This window comes from Nocardia heshunensis (genome assembly GCF_054782115.1).
Genome location: NZ_BAAGTC010000002.1, coordinates 668,848 through 690,243 on the forward strand (window position 1 = coordinate 668,848; position 21,396 = coordinate 690,243).

Consider the following 21,396-nt stretch of genomic DNA (forward strand, 5'->3'; position numbering starts at 1 on the left):
CATTTGAAGCCGGCGGAGACCGTCGAATTATGAGGAACTAAATGTTAGCGGCCTCGCTGCCGTGCTGGCGCGCACGCCGGTGCGGGCGGGCCGGGCCGGAGCCGTTGCGCCACTTGCCCGCCGACCAGGTCTCCCACAACAGCGGCCAGATCACCAGCACCGCGACCGCGCAGACCAGCGGCAGCGCGGTGAGGTGTGACGCGGCGAACCCGAGGGCCACGGCCAGCACCGCGCACGGCAGCGGCCAGATCAACTGTCGCCGCCAGCCCCCACCGCTGCGCACGCCGCTCAGCCCGACAACCGCGAAATAGGCTGCGGCACCGCCACACAGCGCCCAGCCGACCCCGGTGCTCAGATGCCCGTGCGCGTGCCCCATGGCCAGGCCCAGCCCGGCGGCCAGCGCGGCCAGGCCGCCGGTGATGCCGCAATGAGTGAGCATGATGCGCTGCCAGGGCTCGCCCTCCGCGGTGCCGGTTTCGGCGATCAGGCGGGGGACGAAGCCGAACAGCAGGGTCAGGGCCCACATCCCGGCCAGGATCACGAAGGCGGCGAAGGCCAGGCCCAGGACCGCGGCGGTCCAGGACTGGTCGCCGAGAGCGGTGATGATGCCGATGACGCCCTCGCCGAGCACGATGATCACGAACAGGCCCAGGCGTTCACCCAGGTGCGCCGGATCGGCGTGCAGCGCTTCCATTTTCGGTACCCGGTCCGGATCGAAGCGCTCCGGATCGAAGCGCGGGTTCTGCCGGAAGCGGCCGATCCCGGCTTGCAGCCGCTTACGGGCCTCGGCCAGCACCTGATCGCCGGTCACCGCGAACATGATCCACAGATCCAGTGCCAGACCGGCCACCCACAGCCAGTACTTCGCCGGTTCGGGCACCCACAGCGAGATGATCCACGGGTACACGCCGGTGGTGAGCTGGACCGCGGGCCAGTCGACCACGATCTTGCCGCGGCCCCAGAGGTGTTCGGAGCCCAGCCGCACCAGCATATAGACCGCCGCGAAGGTGGTGGAGTGCCGATCCGGGATGCCGGGCACGGCCGCCGCCATCAGACCCAGTCCCAGCATCGCGGTCAGCATCAGCGGTACTCGTGTCTGGTCACGTGCGATATTGCCGTACAGAGTGATGCAGGCCCACACCATCCAGAAGGCCAGGAACAGCACCAGATACAGGCCGAAATCACCGAGCGACGGCCCCCGGTGCAGCAGGTGGGTCAGCGACCCGATTCCGGCCACCGCGACCAGATCGAAGAACAGCTCCATCCAGCTCGCGTGGCGCTCGTGGGTTTCCGGTGTCTCACCCTCGGGGTTTTCGGGTGTCTCAGTTGTCTCATCGACCACATCAGCACGCTAATCGGACCGACCGCCACGCACCCGGTTGCCATGCCGCCACGCCGAGGCCCGGCCCGCCTGTCGGAGGGCGCTGTCATGATGGACCGCGTGACTGCCGCGCCCACCCAGCCCCCGCTCCGGCTCGACGACCTCGACGCCGAGCAGGCCGCGGCCGTCCGCGCACCCCGGGGACCGGTCTGCGTACTGGCGGGCGCGGGGACCGGCAAGACCCGCACCATCACCCATCGCATCGCGCACCTGGTCGCCGCCGGGCACGTGCGCGCCGACCAGGTGCTGTCGGTGACCTTCACCGCGCGTGCCGCGGGCGAGCTGCGGAATCGGTTGCGCGCCTTGGGCTTGAGCGGTGAGGCCGGGCAGGTCCAGGCCCGCACCTTCCACGCCGCCGCGCTACGGCAGCTGAAATACTTCTGGCCCCAGGTCGTGGGCGACGTGCCGTGGCGGCTCATCGACGGCAAGTTCCCGATCGTGGCGCAGGCCGCCGGGCGCGCGGGCCTGCCCACCGATACCGACAGCCTGCGCGACCTGATCAGTGAGATCGAGTGGGCCAAGGGCTCGCTCATCGCGCCCGAGGACTACGCCGGTGAGATCGGCCGCCGCCACCGCGACGCACCCTACGACGCCAAGAAGGTGTCGGCGGTCTACACCTATTACGAGGCGCTCAAGACCACCCCCGACGGTCTGCTGCTCGACTTCGACGACCTGCTGCTGCACACCGCCGCCGCGCTCGAGGACTACACGTCGGTGGCCGAAGAGTTCCGCGGCCGCTACCGCAGTTTCGTGGTCGACGAGTATCAGGACGTCACCCCGCTGCAGCAGCGGGTGCTCGACGCCTGGCTGGGCGATCGCGACGATCTGACCGTGGTCGGCGACGCCAACCAAACCATCTACTCCTTCACCGGGGCCAGTCCGACGCATCTGCTCGACTTCTCCCGCCGCTTCCCCGACGCCACCGTCATCCGCCTCGAACGCGACTACCGCTCCACCCCGCAGGTGGTGTCGCTGGCCAACCGGGTGATCGGCGCGGCCCGCGGTCGCATCGCGGGCACCCGGCTGGCGCTGGTCGGCCAGCGGCCCGACGGTCCCGAACCCACCTTCGCCGAATTCGACGACGAGCCCACCGAGGCCGCCGCCGTCGCCAAGGCGGTCGCCAAACTGCTCGGAAACGGTGTTCCCGCAGCGGAGATCGCCATCCTCTACCGGATCAACGCGCAGTCCGAGGTCTACGAGCAGGCGCTCACCGAGGCCGGGATTCCGTATCAGGTGCGCGGCGGCGAGGGCTTCTTCAACCGGCCGGAGGTGCGGCAGGCGGTCTCGGCGCTGCGCACCGCCGCCAATCGCGACGATCTCCCCGACGCCCGTGGCGACAAGCTGGTCACCCTGGTCCGCGCGGCCCTCGCGGGAGTCGGGCTGACCAAGGAAGAGCCCGTCGGCGTGCAGGCCCGAGAAAAATGGGCCTCGCTGGTGGCACTGGTCCAGCTCACCGAGGAACTCGCCGAACAGGAGCCGGAGCTGGACCTCACCGGTCTGCTGCGGGAACTGGCCGCCCGCGCCGAGGCCCGTCACCCACCGACCGTGCAGGGCATCACGCTCGCCTCGCTGCACGCCGCCAAGGGCCTGGAGTGGGATGCCGTGTTCCTGGTCGGCCTGGCCGACGGCACCCTGCCGATCCAGCACGTACTCGGGCCCGACGCAACGGTTTCCGACGAGTCCGCGCTGGAGGAGGAACGCCGCCTGCTCTACGTCGGCGTCACCCGCGCCCGCGAGCACCTCCAATTGTCCTGGGCGCTGGCCCGTTCCGCGGGCGGGCGCAAGGTGCGTCGCCGGTCCCGCTTCCTCATCGGCCTGGTCCCCGACGATTCCCCGGCTTCGCGCATCGCCGCGCACACCACCGACCGCAAGTCCGGCCCCAAACGGGTGCACCCCACCTGCCGGATCTGCGGCCGCCCGCTGCTCAACACCCAGGCCACCATGCTCGGCCGCTGTGCGCGCTGCCCCGCGGACGTCGACACCGAACTGCTGTCCGCACTGCAGGATTGGCGGCGCGAGAAGGCGGACGAACAGAAGCTGCCACATTTTGTGGTGTTCAGCGATACGACCCTGACCGCCATCGCCGAACAGCGGCCCACCGACGATCGGGCACTGGTGGCGATCCCGGGCATCGGGGCCAAGAAGCTGCAGACATACGGCGCGGATGTCCTCGCGATCGTCCGGGCGCGGCTCCGGGACTCTTCCTAGCGCACACAGAAAATGTGAGCAAGACCCGAAAACCGCAGGTCAAAAATAGGTTGTGTGCATCCGTATGACTACCTAATGTGGTTCTCACGCACCGGGGAAGAACCCGTGTGCACAAGCACTGATCGCAAACGAGTGAAGGAGGGAGGCAGACCAATGAACAACACCGTGAACAGCATCGTGACCGGCAATATTGCCGGCAGTTTCGCGACGTCACCTGTCATGTCCATGGCCTCCGCCTCCCGGGGGATCCTCGCATTGCAGGGGATTCGTATGTCCGGCGTGAGCGCCGATCTTGGTCTTCAGGTCTTTGCAAGCAAAGCCCAAGCGGATCAGCAGATCGTGATCAAGCAGGACAAGCCCAAGGGTGACTGGCAGTCGGCAGCCGTTTATGCGGCCGTCGAAGCCACGGCAGTTCTGGCCGGAACCGAGCGTCCGGTCCATCTGCCGGCAGTCCGCCCCCACACCACCGACCCAGCGACCGTGATCAGGAGTCGACACCGAAGTCGACTCAGGTAGGGAACTCTTCCCAGACCTCCTGGCCACGGATCGCGAAAAGCGAAACCGTGGCCATTGTTTTATCGGCCTCCAGCCACTTCGGCACCGGTTTCGCGCAACCCGAACGACCGAAGCACGAGCTGAAGGAGCCCGACGTGTCTACCACCACGGTCATCCGTGAACGAGTGACATGCCGCAACACCGTGGCCAATACGACCGCCCGCACCCGCCGGGTCGTCACCATCACCCTGCCTTGCCGAGCCGGTAACCCGGATCTGTGGTTCGCCGAGGCCCCCGCCCAGCTGGAAGAGGCGAAGGCGCTGTGCGCTTCCTGCCCGATCCGCCAGACCTGCCTGACGGCGGCGCTGGATCGCGCTGAGCCGTGGGGTGTCTGGGGCGGTGAGATCTTCGACCAGGGTGTCGTGATCGCCCGCAAGCGCCCGCGTGGCCGCCCGCGCAAGGTCGCGGTGGCATGATCGCCCCGGCTTCCGGGGGAACAGAACGCATACGACCCGCTTACCAGCCGGTAAGCGGGTCGTTGTGCGTCAGAACGACTTTCAACTCTCGAAACTCTCAGGGGCTTCCCCTGAAACCCCTTTCACGAGACTCTGTTTGCCAGCTGTCGGGGTGTCAGCTTGCGGCGGTGAGGGTTTCGGCGTAGCCGGGGACCCAGTCGTGCATGAGTTTCATGAAGGGGACGGTGGCGTCGAGTTGGGCGCAGATGCCGACCGAGCCGCCGAGGACTCGGAAGATCATGACGTGTTCGGCGGGGAGTTGCAGGGAGCGGGCGGTTTTCATCATCTCCGAGTTGGAGATGTCGGTGGCCTTGCCCGCCACGCGCTGCATCCACTTGCGGGTGAAGTGGAAGGTCTCGGTCTTGATGGGGTCGGTGAAGGGGCGGAGGTAGGACTGGATCTCCTCGCGGCTCACCGTTTTTCCGGGGATGACCCAGCCGTTGTCGTGCAGCAGGGCGGTGAGTTCCTCGAAGCGGCCCTCGACCTCGTAGGCCACCAACTCGCCCAGGATCTTGGGGAAGCCATTGGGCAGGGGAGCACAGGCGCCGTAGTCGATGACCGCGAGGCGACCGTCCTCGAGCACCATGAAGTTGCCGGGATGCGGATCGGCGTGCAGCAGGCCCGCGATCGCCGGTGAGCTGAAATGGAATTCGCCCATCAGGGTGGCGGTGCGGTTGCGCAGCTCCACGGTGCCCGCGGGGTCCTCCATGCCGCGCTGGATGATCTTGGAAACCGGGGTGGCGTTGTCCAGCCACTCGGTGACGATCACCTTCGGGGCGCTGGCGATCACCTTCGGAACCAGGAAGCGCGGATGCCCGTCGAATGCCTTGGCGAACTGGCGCTGATTGCCCGCCTCGATGCGATAGTCGAGCTCTTCCTCGGTGCGCTCGCTGATCTCGGCCAGGATCGGCTTGACGTCCGCGCCCGGAATGAGCGCGCCCATCATGCCCGCCATGCGATTGAGCGTCTTGAGATCGGCGCGTAGCGCCTCGTCCGCACCCGGGTACTGCACCTTCACCGCGACCACCCGGCCGTCGGACCAAACGGCCTTGTGTACCTGACCGATGCTGGCGGACGCGGCGGGCGAATCGTCGAACTCCTGGAAGCGCTGCCGCCACCCGGTGCCCAGCTGCTGATCGAGCTGGCGATGCACGGTGGCCGTCGGCATGGGCGGCGCGGCCGCCTGCAGCTTGGTCAGCGCATCGCGATAGTGCTCGCCGAACTCCTCCGGTACGGCGGCCTCCATCACCGACAGCGCCTGGCCGAATTTCATGGCCCCGCCCTTGAGCTCACCGAGCACCGCGAACAACTGTTCGGCGGCCTTCTGGTTCAGCTCGGCGTTGATCTCCTGCTTGTCGCCCCCGGCGAGCTTGCGGCCGAAACCGACAGCCGCCCGCCCTGCGATGCCGAGCGGAATCTTCGCCAGCTTGGCATTACGGGAAGAGCGCTTGCTCACAATCTCCTCTGACACGTTCCCATCATGCCGATGTCCCAGACGGTGCGCCAGGAGAATTCGATGTTTGTTCGGGTCGCGAACGATAGTGGTTTTGGTCACAGTCATGCCTTTTCGCCACAACCGCAGCTGGGATGCGGCGGCCAGGGCCGTCGATCCAGATGTGGTGCGTCCAGGTCCAGTTCGAGCGTGGCGTTCAAGGTGGCCGGTGGCCGCGCGGCCGCGCCGACGGATACGGTCTCGATCTCCTTGAGCGCCAAGGCCGCCGTCATCGCCACCCCGGCCGGGGAGGCGTACCCGGCGCGGCCCAGCAGCTGGGCCGCCAGGTGCGGCCAGGCCGGTTCGTGGTCGGTCCGGTACAGATCCGCACAACGCAGACAACCGGTTTCGCCCGGCAGCACCAGCGGGCCGACGATGCCGCGGCCGTCGCGCACCCGGACCTGCAGGTGCGGTATGCGGTGGCGCATGAGTTCGGCCACCAGCCCCGGATCGGGGACCAGGGAGTCGGAGAGCACCAGCAGATCCGGTCGGTCGGTCTCGAGGGTGTCCGCGGCCTGCCGATCGTGAGAATGTCCGCCCCGCAGGCCGATCCGCCGCAGACCCTCGAGCAGCGCGTCCGCAAGCGGGCCGCGCCCGTGTATCCGCACCGTCCGCAACCGGGAGCGCGGCTCATCGGAGACCAGCAGGTCGGCAGCCGTCATCCGCTGCAGCAATTCCCGCACGGTCTCGGCGGAGAACCCCAATTCCCGCGCCTGCCACAGGATCTCGGCCTCGGTGCGGGCTCCGTCCAACAGCCGCAGCAGCGCGGGCACGGCCTCGACCGGGCCGGGCGGCTGCACGATCACCGCCGACTCCGGAGTCCACCCCAGCTGGATCGCGCCATTCGGCCGCACCAGCACGGTGATTCGAGGATGCAGCATCGGCCCGCGATGGGCAGTCAACGTCGTCATGCGTTCAGACTGCGCGCCCCCGGAAAGGCGAAAGCCCGCGAAAACGCTTGTTCATCAGCGCTTTCGCGGGTTATCCACAACTCTTATTTCGAGTCTTCCTCGCCGGAATTCTCGCCCTTGGCTTCCTTCTCGGCCCGCTCCCGCGCCTCTGTCTCGGCCAGCTGCGCCAGCGGATCGTCGAATACCGCCGTGCCACCGCCCAATACCGAATCGATGAACCCGGCCGGCGAGTCCAGATCCGAGGAGTCGGGCAGCAGGTCCGGGTGCGCCCAGACGCCGTCGCGCTTCTCCAACCCGGCGTCGCCGGTCAGCCGCCGCCACAGCGCCGCGGCCTCGCGCACCTTGCGCGGCCGCAGTTCCAGTCCGACCAGCGTCGCGAAGGTCTGCTCGGCCGGACCGCCGGTGGCGCGACGCCGCCGCAGCGTCTCGGCCAGTGCGCCCGCACCCGGCAGCCGATCGCCGACCGCGTCGGTGACCACGGTCTCGACCCAGCCCTCGATCAGGGCCAGCAGGGTCTCGAGCCGCTCCAGTGCCGCCTTCTGCTCGGGCGTGGTCTGCGGTTCGAATGTGCCTTGGGAGAGCAGCTCTTCCAGCTTCGACGGATCCTGGGCCAGGGTCATCGGGTCCAGGTTCGCCGCCGCCTGCTCGATGGCCGAGAAGTCCATCTTGATGCCGCGCGCGTAATCCTCGACCGCGCCCAGCACCTGCTGCCGCAGCCACGGCACGTGCGCGAACAGGCGCTGATGGGCGGCCTCGCGGGCGGCCAGGTAGACCAGGATCTCGCTCTCGGGCTGCTCGAGCCCGGCACTGAATTCCGAGATGGCCGCGGGCATCAGCGCGGCGGTGCCGTCGGGGCCCAGCGGCAGACCGATATCGGTGGAGGTCAGCACCTCCTTGGCGAGCTGGCCCAGCGCCTGGCCCAGCTGCGAACCGAAGGCGAGGCCGCCCATCTGCCCGAGCATGCCGAACATCGGGGCCGCGAACTCCTTGGCCTCGGCCGGGAGCGTGGCGGTCCACATGCCCGAAACCTGTTCGGCCACCGGATCACACAGCCGCTTCCAGGTGGGCAGCGTCTCTTCGATCCAGTCGTTGGCGGTCCAGGCGACGGTCTTGGTCGCGCCCGCGGGGAAGGTGGTGGCGGCGTCGAGCCACAGTTCCGCGAGGTGCGCGGCATCGGTGACCGCGCTCTGCGCGCCGGCGGTGACGGGCGTGACGCTCGCGCCGAGCTGCTGGCGTGCCAGCCGTTTGGCGATGTCGTAGTTGACGGGTCCGCTCTGCGCGCCCGGCTGGCCCATGTTGGAGAACATGGCACCCAGCTGGCTCAGCATCTGACCGAGTTGCGAGGGATCGAATCCGCCGCCGCCCTGACCCCCGATGGGGAATCCGAACGGGTTGTTCGCACCGGAACCGCTGGACTGATCCCCGGGCTTGCGCTCCGGATCGTCATCGCGATTCGAGAATCCGAACGGAAAATCACTCATACCCACTACGGTACTGGAGCCCCGGACCACGCGAACCGCCGAGCGGAGCGCGGCAATGGCCTCGATGACCAGTACCCTTGGCCGCGTGAACCGTCGGATAATCACCCTGCTCGCCGCTCTGATCCCGATTCTGGCGCTGGGCGTCGTGGGCAGTGTGGTGACCGTTCCGTTCGTGGCGCTCGGACCGGGGCCGACCTTCAACACGCTGGGCGAAGTCGAGGGCAAACAGGTCGTCGACGTGCAGGGTGCGCCGTTGAAACCGACCACCGGCAATCTCAATATGACGACGGTGTCCGTTCGCGATCGGCTGAATATCTTCGAGGCGCTGGGCCTGTGGATCGACGGTCAGCACGGACTGGTGCCGCGCGCGGAGGTGTACCCGCCGGGACAGTCGCGTGACGAGGTAGACAAATCCAATCAGCAGCAGTTCAAGGATTCCGAGGACTCCGCCGAATTGGCGGCGCTGAACTATCTGAAGCTGCCGACCGAGGTCCGGCTGGTGAATGTGTCCGAGGACGGTCCGGCCAAGGAACTGTTGAAGAAGGACGACGAGATCGTCAGCATCGACGGCAAGGCGGTCGCCACCACCAAAGATGTTGTCACCGCGATCTCCTCGACCAAGCCCGGCACACCCGTCCATCTGGTCGTGCGCCGCGACAATCAGGAGCAGAACGTCGAGATCCCCGTCGGCGCGCGTCCGGACGATTCCGGCAAGGGCTACCTCGGCGTCACCCCCAGCGAGTTCAGCAAGGGCCCGGTCAAGGTCGACTTCAACCTCGGCGAGATCGGCGGCCCCTCGGCCGGACTCATGTTCACCCTGGCCGTGATCGACAAGCTCACCACCGGTGACCTGTCGGGCGGCAAGTTCGTCGCGGGCACCGGCACCATCGACCCGGACGGCAAGGTCGGCCCGATCGGCGGCATCCAGTACAAGATGATCGCCGCCCGGGACGCGGGCGCGGTGACCTTCATGGTCCCGGCCGCCAACTGCAACGAGGCCGCTCAGCGCACGCCGGACGGCCTGCGCCTGGTCAAGGTCGACAACCTGGCCGGCGCGGTGCAGTCGCTCGAGGACATCAACGCCGGCAAGGAAGTTCAGGGCTGCAGCTAGCCCCGGCGATCAGAAGTCGTCGGGGTCGTTCTCGAGGGTGTTGCGCAACGCCTCGACGAGGCCCGTCGCCAGGTCGGGGGCCGTGCGCAACTCGAGGTCGCCGAACGGGTCCTCCTCGTCCTCGGCCGGGCGGACCTGCAGCAGCGACAGCGAGGTGCCGTCGCGCAGCACGCCCACGAACAGTCGCGCGTCGCGACGCTCGGAGTGGGCGAGGGCGGCGCGCCGCGCGGCCTCGTCGGCGGCTTCGCGGTCGGCCAGCAGCGGCGCGATGGCGTCGTCGAGGGTCTGCTCGGCGTCGGGCGGCAGCACCACGACTTGCTGGGCCAGCACACAACCCTCGACCGAGGCGGGCCAGCTGGTGGTGCCCAGGAATTCATCCAATGCCATGGAATCGGCCTCACCGGCGATGTCCACCGGGAAGGGTTCCTGCGCAATGGGAGTCAGCGCGTTGTGGGCGTCGAGCTGATCGAGCAGTCCGGGCTCGGCCGCGACCAGGTCGGCGGTCGGGACCAGCGCGAACATCTGTGGCGGGCGGTCCCAGCCCTCGCCGTCGACATACTCCGCGACTTCCCGGATGGACCGGTACAGGGCCGACGCCGCCCACTGCTCTGGATTCACCCCGCAATCCTCGCATCGCTCCCAGTCGCTCCACGCGGCAGGTGTTGGGCCGCGCGGCGGGCGTTTTACGTAGAGTGGGGCGCGAACGGTCCCCTGGGACCAACTCGCATCATCGGACTGCGGCGCTCCGGGCCGGAAAACCCCGGCGTGGAATGCCGCCGGACCCTGGGAGAGTGGCATCGTGGGCATGCGCCCCCCGACCGGCTTACCTTCGCTGTCCCGACGCAGTCGCATACTGCTCGTCACGGCCTTGGTGTTGGCGGCCCTGTTACTGGTCGGGCCTCGGCTCACCGACGCCTATACGAACTGGTTGTGGTTCGGGGAGGTGGGTTTCCGTCACGTCTACAACACCGTGTTGCTCACCAGGATCCTGCTGTTCCTGGTGGTCGCGATCGTCGTCGCCCTGATCATCTGGTCGGCCTTGCTGCTGGCCTATCGTTCGCGACCGGTGTTCGTACCGAGCAGCGGGCCCGGCGATCCGATCGCGCGGTACCGCACCACCGTGATGAGCCGGCTCAAGCTCTTCGGCATCGGCATCCCGGTGTTGATCGGCGTGCTGTCGGGTCTGGTCGCGCAGTCGAGCTGGGTGACGGTGCAGCTGTTCCTGCACGGTGGCTCGTTCGGGCAGCAGGATCCGCAGTTCCATCTCGACATCGGCTTCTACGCCTTCGATCTGCCGTTCTACCGCATGTTGCTGAACTGGCTGTTCGTCTCCGTGGTGATCGCGTTCTTCGCGAACCTGGTGGCGCACTACGTGTTCGGCGGGCTGCGGCTGTCCGGGCGCGAGGGCGCGCTGAGCAGCTCGGCGCGCGTGCAGCTGGCCATCATCGCCGGAATCTTCGTGCTGCTCAAGGCCATCGCCTACTGGTTCGACCGGTACGCGCTGCTGTCGAGCACCCGTAAGGACCCCACCTTCACCGGTGGTTCCTACACCGATATCAACGCGGTGCTACCGGCGAAGCTGATCCTGCTGTCCATCGCGGTCATCTGCGCCATCGCCTTCTTCGCCGGAGTCGTGCTGCGCGACTTGCGGATTCCGGCCATGGCGGCGGCGCTGCTGGTGCTGTCCTCGGTGCTGGTGGGCGCGGTGTGGCCGCTGCTGGTGGAGCAGTTCTCGGTGAAGCCGAACGCGGCTACCAAGGAGAGCGCCTACATCCAGCGCAATATCGACGCCACGCGCGCCGCGTACGGGATCACGCCCGACAAGGTGGAATACGTCGACTACAAGACCGGCGGCCAGGTGTCCGCGGCGCAGTCCGTGGCCGATCAGCAGACCATCGGCAATACCCGGCTGTTGGATCCGAACCTGTTGACCGCCACCTTCACCCAGCGCAATCAGCTGCAGAACATCTACGGCTTCCCGGACACCCTGTCCATCGACCGCTACAACGTCGCCGGTCAGACCAGCGACTACGTGGTCGCGGCACGGGAACTGCAGCCCGCGAATCTGGCCGACAACCAGAAGGATTGGATCAACCGGCACACCGTGTACACGCACGGCAACGGCTTCGTCGCCTCGCCGGCCAACAAGGTGAACGCCGCGCCGCCGAACGATCCGAATCAGGCGCAGCAGTCCGCGGGCGGCGACGCCAGCGGTGGCTACGGCTATCCGGTGTTCTCGGTGCCGGGTCCGAACGGGACCGATCTGAAGACGGTCAGCGACCTGGGCACGCCCGTGGACCAGGAGGCCATCAAGGTCAACCAGCCGCGCATCTACTACGGCCCGCTGATCTCCAAGACCGATGCCGACTACGCCATCGTCGGTGCGAACAACCAGCCGCCGCGCGAATACGACACCAACGATTCGCAGTTCACCTACAACGGTGAGGGCGGCGTCCGGATCGGTAACTGGTTCAACCGGCTCGCCTTCGCGGCGAAGTACGCCGAGCGCAACATCCTGTTCTCGGGTGCCATCGGGTCGGATTCGAAGATCATCTTCAATCGCAATCCGCGCGACCGGGTCACCCAGGTCGCGCCGTGGCTGACCGCCGACGGCGATGCCTATCCGGCGGTGGTGAACGGTCGCATCCTGTGGATCGTCGACGCCTACACCACCCTCGACAACTACCCGTACGCGGAGAAGACGCCGCTCGACGGCGCGGTCGAAGACAGCATCGACCAGACCACGGGGCGTCTACTACCTCGTAAAGAGGTCTCGTACATGCGGAACTCGGTGAAGGCGACCGTCGACGCCTACGACGGCACCGTCACCCTGTACCAGGTCGACAAGACCGATCCGGTGCTGCGGGCCTGGAGCTCGGTCTTCCCCGGCACGGTGAAGTCCGAGGACGCCATCACCCCCGAACTGCGCGCGCACTTCCGTTACCCGGAGGACATGTTCAAGGTGCAGCGGGAGATGCTGGCCAAGTACCACGTGGACGATCCGCGAGAGTTCTTCGCGGGCAACGCCTTCTGGTCGGTCCCCAACGACCCGACCCAGGAGGGCGCGGCCGCCAGCGCGCATCAGCCGCCGTACTACGTGCTGATCGGCGATCCGAAGACGGGCAAGGCGCAGTTCAACCTGACCAGCGTGATGGTGGGGTACAAGCGCAACTACCTGTCGGCCTACATCCAGGCGCATTCGGACCCGGACAACTACGGCAAGCTCACGGTGCTGAAGTTGCCGGACTCGGCGGCGCAGGGCCCGGGCACGATCCACAACCAGATGACCAGTAATGGCAACGTGGCCTCGTTCCGAACCCTGTTGACCGGCACCAACGGCAACAAGCTGAAATACGGCAACCTGTTGGCGCTGCCGGTCGGCAACGGCGGCATCCTCTATGTCGAGCCGTGGTACCTGGAGCGTGCAACCTCCACCAACGCACCGTCTTTCGCGCAGCTGGTGAAGGTGCTGGTCAGCTACAACGACAAGATCGGGTACGGCTCGACCGTGAAGGAGGCGCTGGCCCAGGTCGGGGCCACCGATCTCGCCAATGCCGCGATCGATGTGCCGGGCACGGTGGTGACGCCGCCGACCCAGGGCAATGCCACCCCGGCGCCGCCCGCACCGACGCCGCCCCCGGCGACCGGTTCGGCGGGTAAGGACGCGGCGGTCAAACAGCTCGACGACGCCCTGAAGGCCGTGCAGGACGCCCAGAAGTCCGGCGACCTCGGCCAATTGGGCAAGGCGTTGGAACAGCTGCAGACCGCGGTGAACAACTACGAGAAGCCGGGCAACTGATCCACTGAGGTCGCCCGCCGCGAAGGCGCTGTCATCCCTTGGATGGCAGCGCCTTTCGCATGGGTGCGGCCAGCTGCGCGGTCGACTTCACGGTGGCGAGGATGGGTGTCGTCTCCAGGGTGTGAATGGCGTCGAAGGAGCCGACGCGGTCGATCAGGTAGCGGTGCAGCGCGGCCGGGTCGGGGCACAGCGCCTCGGCGATCAGGTTGGTGTGGCCGGTGGTGGCGGCAACGAAGGCCAATTCGTCGTGGCGCGAGAGGGATTCGGCGACCGCGTCGAGCTGCCCGGGGGCGACGGTCGCCCACAGCAGGGCGCGGGTGGTGACGCCGAGGGCGCGGTCGTCGAGATCGACGTCGAGGAACATCGCTCCGGCGGCGCGTAGGTCCGCGATCCGTCGCGCCACCGTCGATTGCGACCAGCCGGTGGCCGTTGCGAGATCGGCGAGCGTGGCGCGGCCGTCGATGCGCAGCGCGGCGAACAGCGGGGCGTCGGCGGCGTTGACCGGCCGGGATGTCGTGGCCGCGGAAGGATTGTGCGGCTGGAGTTTTCGGCTCTGCTCCGCGTCGAGGACGGTGAGCCGTCCGGGCCAGGCGGTCGGGCCGCCGAGATACGTGTGCAGCACGTAGTGCGCCGAAATGCCGGTGATGGCAGTGGTTCTGGGCAGATCGTCCAGCAGCAGCGCCGGTGCGTCGGGGCCGGGACCGTCGACGATGAGGAACACCTCGGTGCCGCCGGAGGTGAGCATCACCCAGCTGGTGTCGTCGCGGCGGGCCAGGGCATCGGCCAGCTTGCGGGTCGTGGCCGGGGTGCAGGTGAGCCGGACCAGCCACTGGGTGGTCGCGGTCCGGCCCGGGTCGGGTAGCCCGACCACGCGCAGGCCGTAGTCGCCGCGCAGGCGGTGATAGCGGCGGGCGACGGTCTGGGTGGAGACGCCGAGCACCTCGCCGATGCGATTGAACGGCGCCCGGCCGTCGAGGTGCAGGGCATGGACGAGACCGCGATCCACAAGATCGAGCATGGAAGAAATCATCGCAGATGATGGAGATCTGGCAGATATCACCGATACTGCAGCGCTTTATGGTCTGGATTCTCCGTCTCTCGCAGGATGAAGGAGCGGGAAGTACCCGCCGATAATGAACGGAGTACCCCATGTTCCTCGTGACCGGAGCCACCGGAACCGTCGGCCGCGCGGTGGTCGATCAACTGCTGGCCGCGGGCCATCCGGTGCGGGCGGTCACCCGCCGCCCCGAGTCCGCGGACCTGCCCGCGGCCGCCGAGGTGGTGCGCGCCGATCTGAGCGACCCCGGTAGCCTGCCTGCCGCGGTCTCGGGTGTGCGCGGCGTATTTCTGTCGACCGCGGGCCCCGAAATCCCCGTGCACGACGCGAATCTCGCGCAGGCCGCAGCGGCCGCGGGTGTCGAGCGCTTGGTGAAGCTCTCTTCCGGCCGTGCCGGGGACGTCGCCGCGACCGACCCGATCCCGGCCTGGCACCGCGCCGGGGAGGACGCGGTCCGGGCGAGCGGTCCGGCCTGGACCATGGTGCGCCCCATGGGTTTCATGTCCAACGCGCTGCACTGGTCCCACTCGGTGCGCGAATTCGGTAGCGTCCGTGCACCTTTCGGGCAGGGTCGGATCGCGGTGGTGGATCCGTGGGATATCGCGGCGGTCGCCGTCGCGGCGCTCACCGAGCCCGGACATGCCGGGCAGATCTACACCGTGACCGGTCCGCAGGCGCTGTCGCCGGGCGAGCAGACCGACGCGCTGGCCGAAATCCTGGGCCGCGCATTGCGATTCGAGGAGATCTCGCCCGGGCAGGCGCGGGCGGATCTGTTGCGCTTCGGCGTCGAGCCGGAGATGGCGGCGGCCATCATGGCGTTGCGCGCCACCGCGCTGGAATCCTTCACCTCGGTGGTGCATCCGACGGTGGAAGAGGTCACGGGCCGGTCACCGCGAACCTTTCAAGAATGGGCATTCGATCATCGGGCAGCATTTACTGCCGCGTAATAAAGATTATTGCCCGTGAATTGCGAAAAGGTGCTGCCGTCTCCATTGACGGCAGCACCTTTTCATTTCTTCCGGTATGGAAGGAGTCCTGTGTTATTTGCCCCAGGATTCGATGATGCCGGCGTTGGCCTGCAGGAGATCGTTGTACTGGGCCTGCATGCCGACCTGCTCGGCGAGGCCGCCGGCGACGCTCTTGGCCTGCTCGATGAGGGCCTGGCGGTCGTTCGGGACGACGGGGACGACCACGGGCTCGGGAGCGGCGGGCTCCGGGGCGGCCTCGGGCTCAGGGGTGGACTGGCCGGTCCGCAGGTACTGGCCGCACACCGGCCACGCGCCGACACCCTGGGTGGCGAGCACGTTCTCGGCAACGCGGATCTGCTCGGCCTTGCTGGCGTTGCTGGCAGAGCCCGCGCCACCGTTGGCGTTCCAGGTGCCCTGCGAGAACTGCAGGCCGCCGTAGTAGCCGTTGCCGGTGTTGATGCCCCAGTTGCCGCCGCTCTCACACTGGGCGACACCGTCCCAGTCGTGTGCCGGAGCGGCGGAGGCGGTTGCGGTGAAGCCGAACGGGACGGCAACAAGTGCGCCGGTGACTGCGGCGAGGCCGAGTGCGCGAGTGTTGATCTTCCGGTTCTGTTTCATGGTGTTGTCCCTCCCTGCGCTGCCGACCCGGCGCGTTTGCTCCGCCGTGTCCCTGTCCCCAGGAGGTCTGGGTTTCCGACCGCGGGACAGGGTTTCCGGAGTGCAGCGGTTCGGTTCGGTGCCCATCTCAGGTTTGATCCGGGCCGGAACTGACCATAACGAGGAAATCTCGGCAGATCACGTCTTGATAACTTCAGAATTGCATGAAGCGAATGATGGCGAAAACGGCGTTGATGCAGGTTGGCTATGCTGCAAATGCCAATCCCGATCGGTCTGTTATCTACCCGTGATGTGACTGGTATCACTCTCTATTTGTGATGCCAGTCACGTTTTTCGCCCATTTCTGCGGCCATACGTGCGCGCGAGCCTTTCAAACGGAAGATTTTCAACCTGATCACTCCGCTTACCGCCCTCTCGAGTCGGTGGTCTCGCCCCGCGATCCCCACCGCCCGGCCGCCGAAACAAGCGCATAAATACCTATTGACCAGCGGATTTGGTACAACTCCTAGCCCGTGTGTAATGTTGTGTTCACCGACGCGGGGTGGAGCAGCTCGGTAGCTCGCTGGGCTCATAACCCAGAGGTCGCAGGTTCAAATCCTGTCCCCGCTACTAGTGAAAAAGGCCCGGAACCACCAGGTTCCGGGCCTTTTTCATATTCTCTACACGCCCATCGCCTCCCGGACGATCCGGTCGACGGCCGCGGCGGACTCGGTCAGGTCGGCGTCGGGGTTGCGGGCGGATCGGCGCACGGCCGCGTACGGCAACTCGATGATCAACAAGGCCAGGCGTTCGTGGTCGGCTCGGTCCCGGTAGCCCAGGCGGTCGGCCAGCGCGCGCATCGCCTCGTTCACGTGGTCCTGGCGCTGCTTAGCTGCTGCGCGGGCCTCGGCGTGCCATTGCGCGGATCCGAACGACTCCGCGCCCGCGAGCAGGACCGCCGCGTCCGTCGGGTGTTGCAGTGACCACTCGGTGACATGGTGTGCGGCCTGGATCGCGGCCTGCTGCGGCGGGTCGATCCGCAATGCCGCGAGGAATCCGCTCTGGAATCGATCGAGGGTCCGCAGCCATAGGGCGGCCAGCAGCGCGGACCTGTCGGGGAAGCGGTAGTAGACCGAGCCGCTCGGTGCGCTCGCGGCCGCTGCGACCGCGCTCATGGTGACCGCGGCGGCGCCTCCGGTCGCGGCCAGATTCGCGGCGGCATCCAGCAGTGAGTCGGAAGTGTGAGCTGGCTTTCTTGACACCTTCTAGAGACTAGCCTCTAATTGCAATTAGAGAGTAATCGCTAAATGAAAGGTGCAGCTCATGGTGCGCAATGTTCACAGCCGAGTGATCGCGGCCGATGCCGGGGCGGTCGGGCGACTGCTCGACACCCTCGCGAGCGACGACGACCGGCTGTGGCCGGTCGACCAATGGCCCGCCATGCGTTTCGATCGCCCGCTGGCCGTCGGCGCGGTGGGCGGGCACGGGCCGATCCGCTACACCTGCGTGAAGTACGTTCCGGGACGGGAGGTGACCTTCCGTTTCCAGAGCCCGCGCGGCTTCGACGGCACGCACGGATTCCGCGTCGAGGAGCTGGACGCGACCCACACCCGCCTGACCCACGAGCTGCTCATGCGGACCCACGGCAGCGACCGGCTGGCCTGGCCGCTGCTGTGGCGTCCGATGCATGATGCGCTGCTGGAGGATTCACTCGATCTCGCCGAGACCGCCCTGGTTCCCGGCACCCCGCCCCGCAGCCACCACAGCGCATACGTGCGCCTACTCCGGGGACGGGTGCACCGAGACCAGGTCTCGGCGGTCAGCCCTGTGTGAGGAAAGCGGCGATATAGCTGCTGGCGGGTTCTGGCAGTCCGTTGTTCTGCTTCTCCGCGGCGGTCACGACGTCGTAGTGGCGGTATCCCGGCAGGTACTTCGCGTTGTAGGGCGCGAGGCCCGCCAGGGCGGCGTTCTGGACCGGTGAGTCGCCCGCGAACAGGGTGAGGTTGCGTTTGCCCGCCGGGGTGCTCTGCCAGCGGTCGCCGTGCAGCAGGAAGTTCAGGATGCCGCCGGAGCGGTACTGCAGCTTGGCGAGGTCGCCGTCGCGACCCAGGCCCAGGGCGAAGGCGGTGTCGGTGACCAGTCGGATCGGGGTGTACTCCTCGAAGTAGTTCACCGGCTGCCAACCGGGATTCATGCTGTGCGCGAACTGGCGGATGTCGGTGGGCTCGTGGTCCTGGTCGGTGGCGGGGCCGTGGCCGAGGACGGGACCGTCGATGCTCGACGGGGGGACCTGGTCGTAGTTGCGCCAGCCGCAGAGCTGATCGTGGGAGGCGGGGGTGTAGTTCTGGCCGTAGCCGACTCGCAGCGGGATCACGAACAGGGTCGGGCCCAGGATCGGCACCGAGGCCAGGCCGTTGGGGATCGGGTAGGTCTTGCCCTCGACCGGGCAGTCGTAGAACCCGAGTCCGGCCTGCATCACGTATTCGGCGGAGTTCTGGTCGAAGTACATGCCCAGCAGCGCGTTGTTGGTGATCCGGTAGTCGGTCGGCAGATTGGCTCCGGTGAAGAAGTCCAGATAATCCTTGTCGTACATGGCGCGCATCCACGGTTCGGTGCGCAGGTCGCGCGGCACCAGGTTCTTCAGATCGCTTTCCGCGTCCGGGTTCTGGTCGGCGGCCATGGCGGCGAGGTTGTAGGTGTGCAGGATCTCCGAGGCGGAGATGACCGGCAGCTGGGCGACGCTGAGCCCGTTGTGGGCGAGATAGTCGACGGCGTTCTTGACCGCGCCGCCGACGGTCGACATCAACTGGTCGAGGAGCCCGGTGCCGGAGAACCCGGCGGGGTCGGTCATGGCCAGCCCGTCTTCGGGGATGATGCCGCCGCCGCAGAGATTGAATCCGGCGTAGTCGGCCGCGGCGGGATCACCGGCGAAGTTCCACGCCATCATCGGCCCGGTCAGGAAGGCGCCCAAGGAGTGCCCGCCGCAGAAACTCTTGGTGCGCTGAGCGGGATCGGGCAGCACGTGTTCGATGACCGAGCGCCAGTCGTCGAGGGTCAGCGCGAGTCCGTAGTCGCCGAGGAAGGCCAGATCCTGGGGCGTTTGATAGTGGTAGGTCTGCCCGTTGATCGACGCGCCGCGGAAGTAGTAGTCGGCGGCGACGTGATAGTCCCCGGCCTGTTGTGCCGCCTCCCAGCCGGTGCGGTCTTCCATACAGCTCGAACGTCGTTGCAGTGAAATGTATTCGACGTGTTTGCCCATCGCAGCGGCCTTGCGCACCACCTGCGGGGCCTGGATGTCGAGATTGCCGGGGCCGGAGAAGGTTCCGGGCTGCACGGTCAGGACCGCGTCGGCGGCGGTGGTGTCGGCGGGTCCGGTCTTGCTGCGGTAGCGGACGTAGCCGATCCAGTCGCAGGCTTCCGGATGCGCCGTCGTCGAGTACGGGCTCGGATAGTGCAGTCGCACATAGGTTGCCTCGACATCGTCGCCGAGGCCCGGGTCGCCGGTGATCGGGGTGACGATCTCCCGGTCGGGGACCGGCAGCGGCGCGGTGTCGGCGTGTGCCGCGATCGGGGCGGCGGCGAAACCCAGTGCGGCGCACAGGATCAGGGGTGTCAGGCGGATCATCCGAGGCTCCTCGTGAAACGGGCGAGGGTCTCGCCGCTGTAGTCGGGGTTGCCGTCGTTCTGCACGGCCGCGGCACCGATGGTGTCGATGTGGTTGTAGCCGGGCAGGGTGACGACCTGCGCCGTGGCGGGGACCGGGAAGAGGGTGCCGACGCCGAACTGCACGACGCTGTCGGCGGCCCAGGCGACATAGTTCGGCTTGCTGCGATTCGCGCCGTGGTATTTCAGCCCGGCCATCTCGCCGCTGCGGGCGCCGCCGTATCCGGCTCCGAGGTCGATGACGACGCGCAGCGGGAAGTAGGTCTCCCAGTACGCGCCGGGCTGTCCGGTCGCCAATTGCCGTGCGGTGTCACGGATGTCGGCCACCTCGTGGCCGGGCGAGGTGAACGGCACGCCGGTGACGTCGTTGTAGTTGCGCCAGGTATAGAGGACGGTCGGGTCGGTCGGCGCGACCCGCTGTTGCGGGCCCGCGCTCATGCGCAGGTAGTTGCCGAGCAGGGGGAGCTGCGCGACTTCGCCGGGGGTGGGAAAGGTCTTCTCCTGCACGGGGCCACCGCTCAACGCACCCACACCCTGTTGGAAGAGTGCGAAGTTCGTGGAGTTGTTGTCGATGAGCACACCCAGCAGCGCGGTGTTGGTGAAGCGGAAGTCGCGGATGCCGCCGCCCGCCGCGCCTTTGGTGGCGAAGTCGGCATAGGAGGGTGCGAACAGAAAGTTCAGCGTCGCGTCGATGTCCGGGTCATGGGGGAGGTGGGCCAGCAGTTGGCTCTCGCCGTCGGGATCGAGGTGGGCGGCCAGGCCCGCCAGCCGCATGATCATCAGCGCTTTGGTACCCAGCACGGGCATGTTGCCCATGACGCGAGGCATGACGTCTGCGCGGAATCCGGCCTGCACCACCGAATCCGTCGGTCCGACAATGGCATCGGTGAGATCGTGCAGCAGCGGGGTGTTCTGGATCGCCACCGGATCCGAGTTGATCATCGAGTCCTGCGAGGCGAACGCCGCGCACTGATCCGCGCCGGAGTGGCCGTCGAAGTCCCAGTCGGCGAAGAAGCCGGTCACCAAGCCGCCCAACGAGATTCCGGTGCACACGTACTTGCGTTGCCGCTGTGCGAGTTCGGGCACCTCGGCGGCCATCACCTCGTACTGGTCGCGGACGATCCGTTCGAGGCCCATCTGATCCAGCACCGGCAGGTCCGCCGAGTTCTTGAAACCGGGGAAACGCGCGCCGTCGATCGGTGCGCCATTGAAGTAGTAGTCGACCGCGTCGAGGTAGTTGCCGGTGCGGGCCGCGTAATCGAAGCCGATGTTCTCGTCCAGGCACGAGCTGCGCCGGGCCAGCGCCCAGAACTCGAGATGCTGTCCCATCGCCCGCGCCGAGTGCACGGTGTTGAAGGCGACGCTGTCGGAGTTCGCGGTGCCGCCGAACATGCCCTGCTGCTGCACGATGATGTGGTCGGCGTCCGCGGCCGTGGCCGGGCCGTCGACCGAGCGGTAGCGCACGTAACCGACGCGATCGCAGGCCGCCGGATGCGCGGGAGCGGACGCGGGCAGCGGCAGCGCGAAGCTGACATACGAGATCGCGACGCCGTCGCGGGTCGACAGCGGCTGTTCCTGTCTGTCCCCGGCCGCGCTGATCGGCTCGGAATCGGCTGTCGCGGTGCCGATGTGGATGGTGAAGGTGGCGAGCATCAGCGAGGCCACCCAGGCGCCGGACCCACACCGCCGGAGCGCCGATCGAACCACGTTGTTCATGC

17 protein-coding genes and 1 tRNA gene are annotated in these 21,396 nt (G+C 67.5%); 8 read left to right on the forward strand and 10 right to left on the reverse strand.

Annotated elements, in window-relative coordinates; translation table 11 throughout:
* Nucleotides 1-37: 37 nt before the first annotated feature.
* Nucleotides 38-1,342: a low temperature requirement protein A gene (locus tag ACYVN4_RS03170; RefSeq protein ID WP_460717684.1), complete on the reverse strand. Its 1,305-nt coding sequence runs from the start codon at nucleotides 1,340-1,342 to the stop codon at nucleotides 38-40.
* A gap of 90 nt (nucleotides 1,343-1,432) precedes the next feature.
* Between ACYVN4_RS03170 and ACYVN4_RS03175 the strand changes: the two genes are divergently transcribed.
* The 3 genes from ACYVN4_RS03175 to ACYVN4_RS03185 all read left to right on the forward strand — a co-directional run bounded on the left by ACYVN4_RS03175 (nucleotide 1,433) and on the right by ACYVN4_RS03185 (nucleotide 4,560).
* Nucleotides 1,433-3,589 (forward strand): ATP-dependent DNA helicase UvrD2, encoded by a 2,157-nt coding sequence (locus ACYVN4_RS03175; RefSeq protein ID WP_460718352.1) that lies wholly within the window; start codon nucleotides 1,433-1,435, stop codon nucleotides 3,587-3,589.
* A gap of 153 nt (nucleotides 3,590-3,742) precedes the next feature.
* Nucleotides 3,743-4,105 carry a hypothetical protein gene (locus ACYVN4_RS03180; protein ID WP_379360819.1) on the forward strand — a complete coding sequence of 121 codons (363 nt, stop codon included), beginning with the start codon at nucleotides 3,743-3,745 and terminating at the stop codon, nucleotides 4,103-4,105.
* Nucleotides 4,106-4,287: 182 nt separating this feature from the next.
* The gene (locus tag ACYVN4_RS03185; RefSeq protein WP_460718353.1) at nucleotides 4,288-4,560 is read left to right on the forward strand and encodes a WhiB family transcriptional regulator; all 273 of its coding nucleotides are present in this window, start codon (nucleotides 4,288-4,290) and stop codon (nucleotides 4,558-4,560) included.
* Between the two features lie 154 nt (nucleotides 4,561-4,714).
* Here the strand turns inward: ACYVN4_RS03185 and ACYVN4_RS03190 are convergent, their stop codons facing one another.
* The 3 genes from ACYVN4_RS03190 to ACYVN4_RS03200 form a co-directional block, all read right to left on the reverse strand.
* Nucleotides 4,715-6,070 carry an ABC1 kinase family protein gene (locus ACYVN4_RS03190; protein ID WP_460717685.1) on the reverse strand — a complete coding sequence of 452 codons (1,356 nt, stop codon included), beginning with the start codon at nucleotides 6,068-6,070 and terminating at the stop codon, nucleotides 4,715-4,717.
* A gap of 86 nt (nucleotides 6,071-6,156) precedes the next feature.
* Complete coding sequence (locus ACYVN4_RS03195; RefSeq protein WP_460717686.1) at nucleotides 6,157-7,002, reverse strand: TOMM precursor leader peptide-binding protein; 846 nt, start codon at nucleotides 7,000-7,002, stop codon at nucleotides 6,157-6,159.
* Nucleotides 7,003-7,085: 83 nt separating this feature from the next.
* Nucleotides 7,086-8,483, reverse strand: coding sequence for a zinc-dependent metalloprotease (locus tag ACYVN4_RS03200; RefSeq protein WP_460717687.1), 1,398 nt, complete (start codon nucleotides 8,481-8,483; stop codon nucleotides 7,086-7,088).
* A gap of 85 nt (nucleotides 8,484-8,568) precedes the next feature.
* Here ACYVN4_RS03200 and ACYVN4_RS03205 point away from each other — a divergent pair, with 85 nt between their 5' ends.
* On the forward strand, nucleotides 8,569-9,594 hold the full coding sequence (locus ACYVN4_RS03205; protein WP_460717688.1) for a YlbL family protein: 1,026 nt from the start codon (nucleotides 8,569-8,571) through the stop codon (nucleotides 9,592-9,594).
* Between the two features lie 9 nt (nucleotides 9,595-9,603).
* Here ACYVN4_RS03205 and ACYVN4_RS03210 read toward each other — a convergent pair whose 3' ends face one another.
* A complete protein-coding gene (locus tag ACYVN4_RS03210) occupies nucleotides 9,604-10,212 on the reverse strand; it encodes a PPA1309 family protein (protein WP_460717689.1) in 609 nt (202 codons plus the stop codon).
* Between the two features lie 181 nt (nucleotides 10,213-10,393).
* Between ACYVN4_RS03210 and ACYVN4_RS03215 the strand changes: the two genes are divergently transcribed.
* The gene (locus ACYVN4_RS03215; protein WP_460717690.1) at nucleotides 10,394-13,393 is read left to right on the forward strand and encodes a UPF0182 family protein; all 3,000 of its coding nucleotides are present in this window, start codon (nucleotides 10,394-10,396) and stop codon (nucleotides 13,391-13,393) included.
* A 31-nt stretch (nucleotides 13,394-13,424) separates the two neighbouring features.
* Here the strand turns inward: ACYVN4_RS03215 and ACYVN4_RS03220 are convergent, their stop codons facing one another.
* Nucleotides 13,425-14,411 carry an Lrp/AsnC family transcriptional regulator gene (locus tag ACYVN4_RS03220; RefSeq protein WP_460717691.1) on the reverse strand — a complete coding sequence of 329 codons (987 nt, stop codon included), beginning with the start codon at nucleotides 14,409-14,411 and terminating at the stop codon, nucleotides 13,425-13,427.
* Nucleotides 14,412-14,542: 131 nt separating this feature from the next.
* On the opposite strand from ACYVN4_RS03220, the gene ACYVN4_RS03225 reads away from it, so the two are divergent.
* Nucleotides 14,543-15,397 (forward strand): NAD(P)H-binding protein, encoded by an 855-nt coding sequence (locus tag ACYVN4_RS03225; RefSeq protein ID WP_460717692.1) that lies wholly within the window; start codon nucleotides 14,543-14,545, stop codon nucleotides 15,395-15,397.
* 93 nt (nucleotides 15,398-15,490) lie between these two features.
* On the opposite strand, the gene ACYVN4_RS03230 is transcribed toward ACYVN4_RS03225, so the two are convergent.
* On the reverse strand, nucleotides 15,491-16,036 hold the full coding sequence (locus ACYVN4_RS03230) for a transglycosylase family protein (RefSeq protein ID WP_460717693.1): 546 nt from the start codon (nucleotides 16,034-16,036) through the stop codon (nucleotides 15,491-15,493).
* A gap of 535 nt (nucleotides 16,037-16,571) precedes the next feature.
* Here ACYVN4_RS03230 and ACYVN4_RS03235 point away from each other — a divergent pair.
* Nucleotides 16,572-16,645: transfer RNA gene (locus ACYVN4_RS03235), tRNA-Met, on the forward strand.
* Nucleotides 16,646-16,695: 50 nt separating this feature from the next.
* On the opposite strand, the gene ACYVN4_RS03240 is transcribed toward ACYVN4_RS03235, so the two are convergent.
* Nucleotides 16,696-17,277, reverse strand: coding sequence for a TetR/AcrR family transcriptional regulator (locus ACYVN4_RS03240; protein ID WP_460717694.1), 582 nt, complete (start codon nucleotides 17,275-17,277; stop codon nucleotides 16,696-16,698).
* A gap of 61 nt (nucleotides 17,278-17,338) precedes the next feature.
* On the opposite strand from ACYVN4_RS03240, the gene ACYVN4_RS03245 reads away from it, so the two are divergent.
* Nucleotides 17,339-17,848, forward strand: coding sequence for an SRPBCC family protein (locus ACYVN4_RS03245; RefSeq protein WP_460717695.1), 510 nt, complete (start codon nucleotides 17,339-17,341; stop codon nucleotides 17,846-17,848).
* Here ACYVN4_RS03245 and ACYVN4_RS03250 read toward each other — a convergent pair.
* The gene (locus tag ACYVN4_RS03250) at nucleotides 17,835-19,640 is read right to left on the reverse strand and encodes a hypothetical protein (RefSeq protein WP_460717696.1); all 1,806 of its coding nucleotides are present in this window, start codon (nucleotides 19,638-19,640) and stop codon (nucleotides 17,835-17,837) included. The genes ACYVN4_RS03245 and ACYVN4_RS03250 overlap by 14 nt on opposite strands.
* Entirely contained in the window at nucleotides 19,637-21,394 is a 1,758-nt protein-coding gene (locus tag ACYVN4_RS03255) for a hypothetical protein (RefSeq protein WP_460717697.1), read from the reverse strand. Before ACYVN4_RS03255 ends, ACYVN4_RS03250 begins: the two co-directional genes overlap by 4 nt.
* Nucleotides 21,395-21,396: the final 2 nt, after the last annotated feature.

What these genes read in the sequence shown, in the direction of transcription:
- ACYVN4_RS03250 (WP_460717696.1), bottom strand. Translation starts at nt 19,640, where the DNA reads ATGATCCGCCTGACACCCCTGATCCTGTGCGCCGCACTGGGTTTCGCC.
- ACYVN4_RS03195 (WP_460717686.1), bottom strand. Translation starts at nt 7,002, where the DNA reads ATGACGACGTTGACTGCCCATCGCGGGCCGATGCTGCATCCTCGAATC.
- ACYVN4_RS03245 (WP_460717695.1), top strand. Translation starts at nt 17,339, where the DNA reads ATGGTGCGCAATGTTCACAGCCGAGTGATCGCGGCCGATGCCGGGGCG.
- ACYVN4_RS03200 (WP_460717687.1), bottom strand. Translation starts at nt 8,483, where the DNA reads ATGAGTGATTTTCCGTTCGGATTCTCGAATCGCGATGACGATCCGGAG.
- ACYVN4_RS03225 (WP_460717692.1), top strand. Translation starts at nt 14,543, where the DNA reads ATGTTCCTCGTGACCGGAGCCACCGGAACCGTCGGCCGCGCGGTGGTC.
- ACYVN4_RS03180 (WP_379360819.1), top strand. Translation starts at nt 3,743, where the DNA reads ATGAACAACACCGTGAACAGCATCGTGACCGGCAATATTGCCGGCAGT.
- ACYVN4_RS03230 (WP_460717693.1), bottom strand. Translation starts at nt 16,036, where the DNA reads ATGAAACAGAACCGGAAGATCAACACTCGCGCACTCGGCCTCGCCGCA.
- ACYVN4_RS03175 (WP_460718352.1), top strand. Translation starts at nt 1,433, where the DNA reads ATGGACCGCGTGACTGCCGCGCCCACCCAGCCCCCGCTCCGGCTCGAC.
- ACYVN4_RS03255 (WP_460717697.1), bottom strand. Translation starts at nt 21,394, where the DNA reads ATGAACAACGTGGTTCGATCGGCGCTCCGGCGGTGTGGGTCCGGCGCC.
- ACYVN4_RS03220 (WP_460717691.1), bottom strand. Translation starts at nt 14,411, where the DNA reads ATGCTCGATCTTGTGGATCGCGGTCTCGTCCATGCCCTGCACCTCGAC.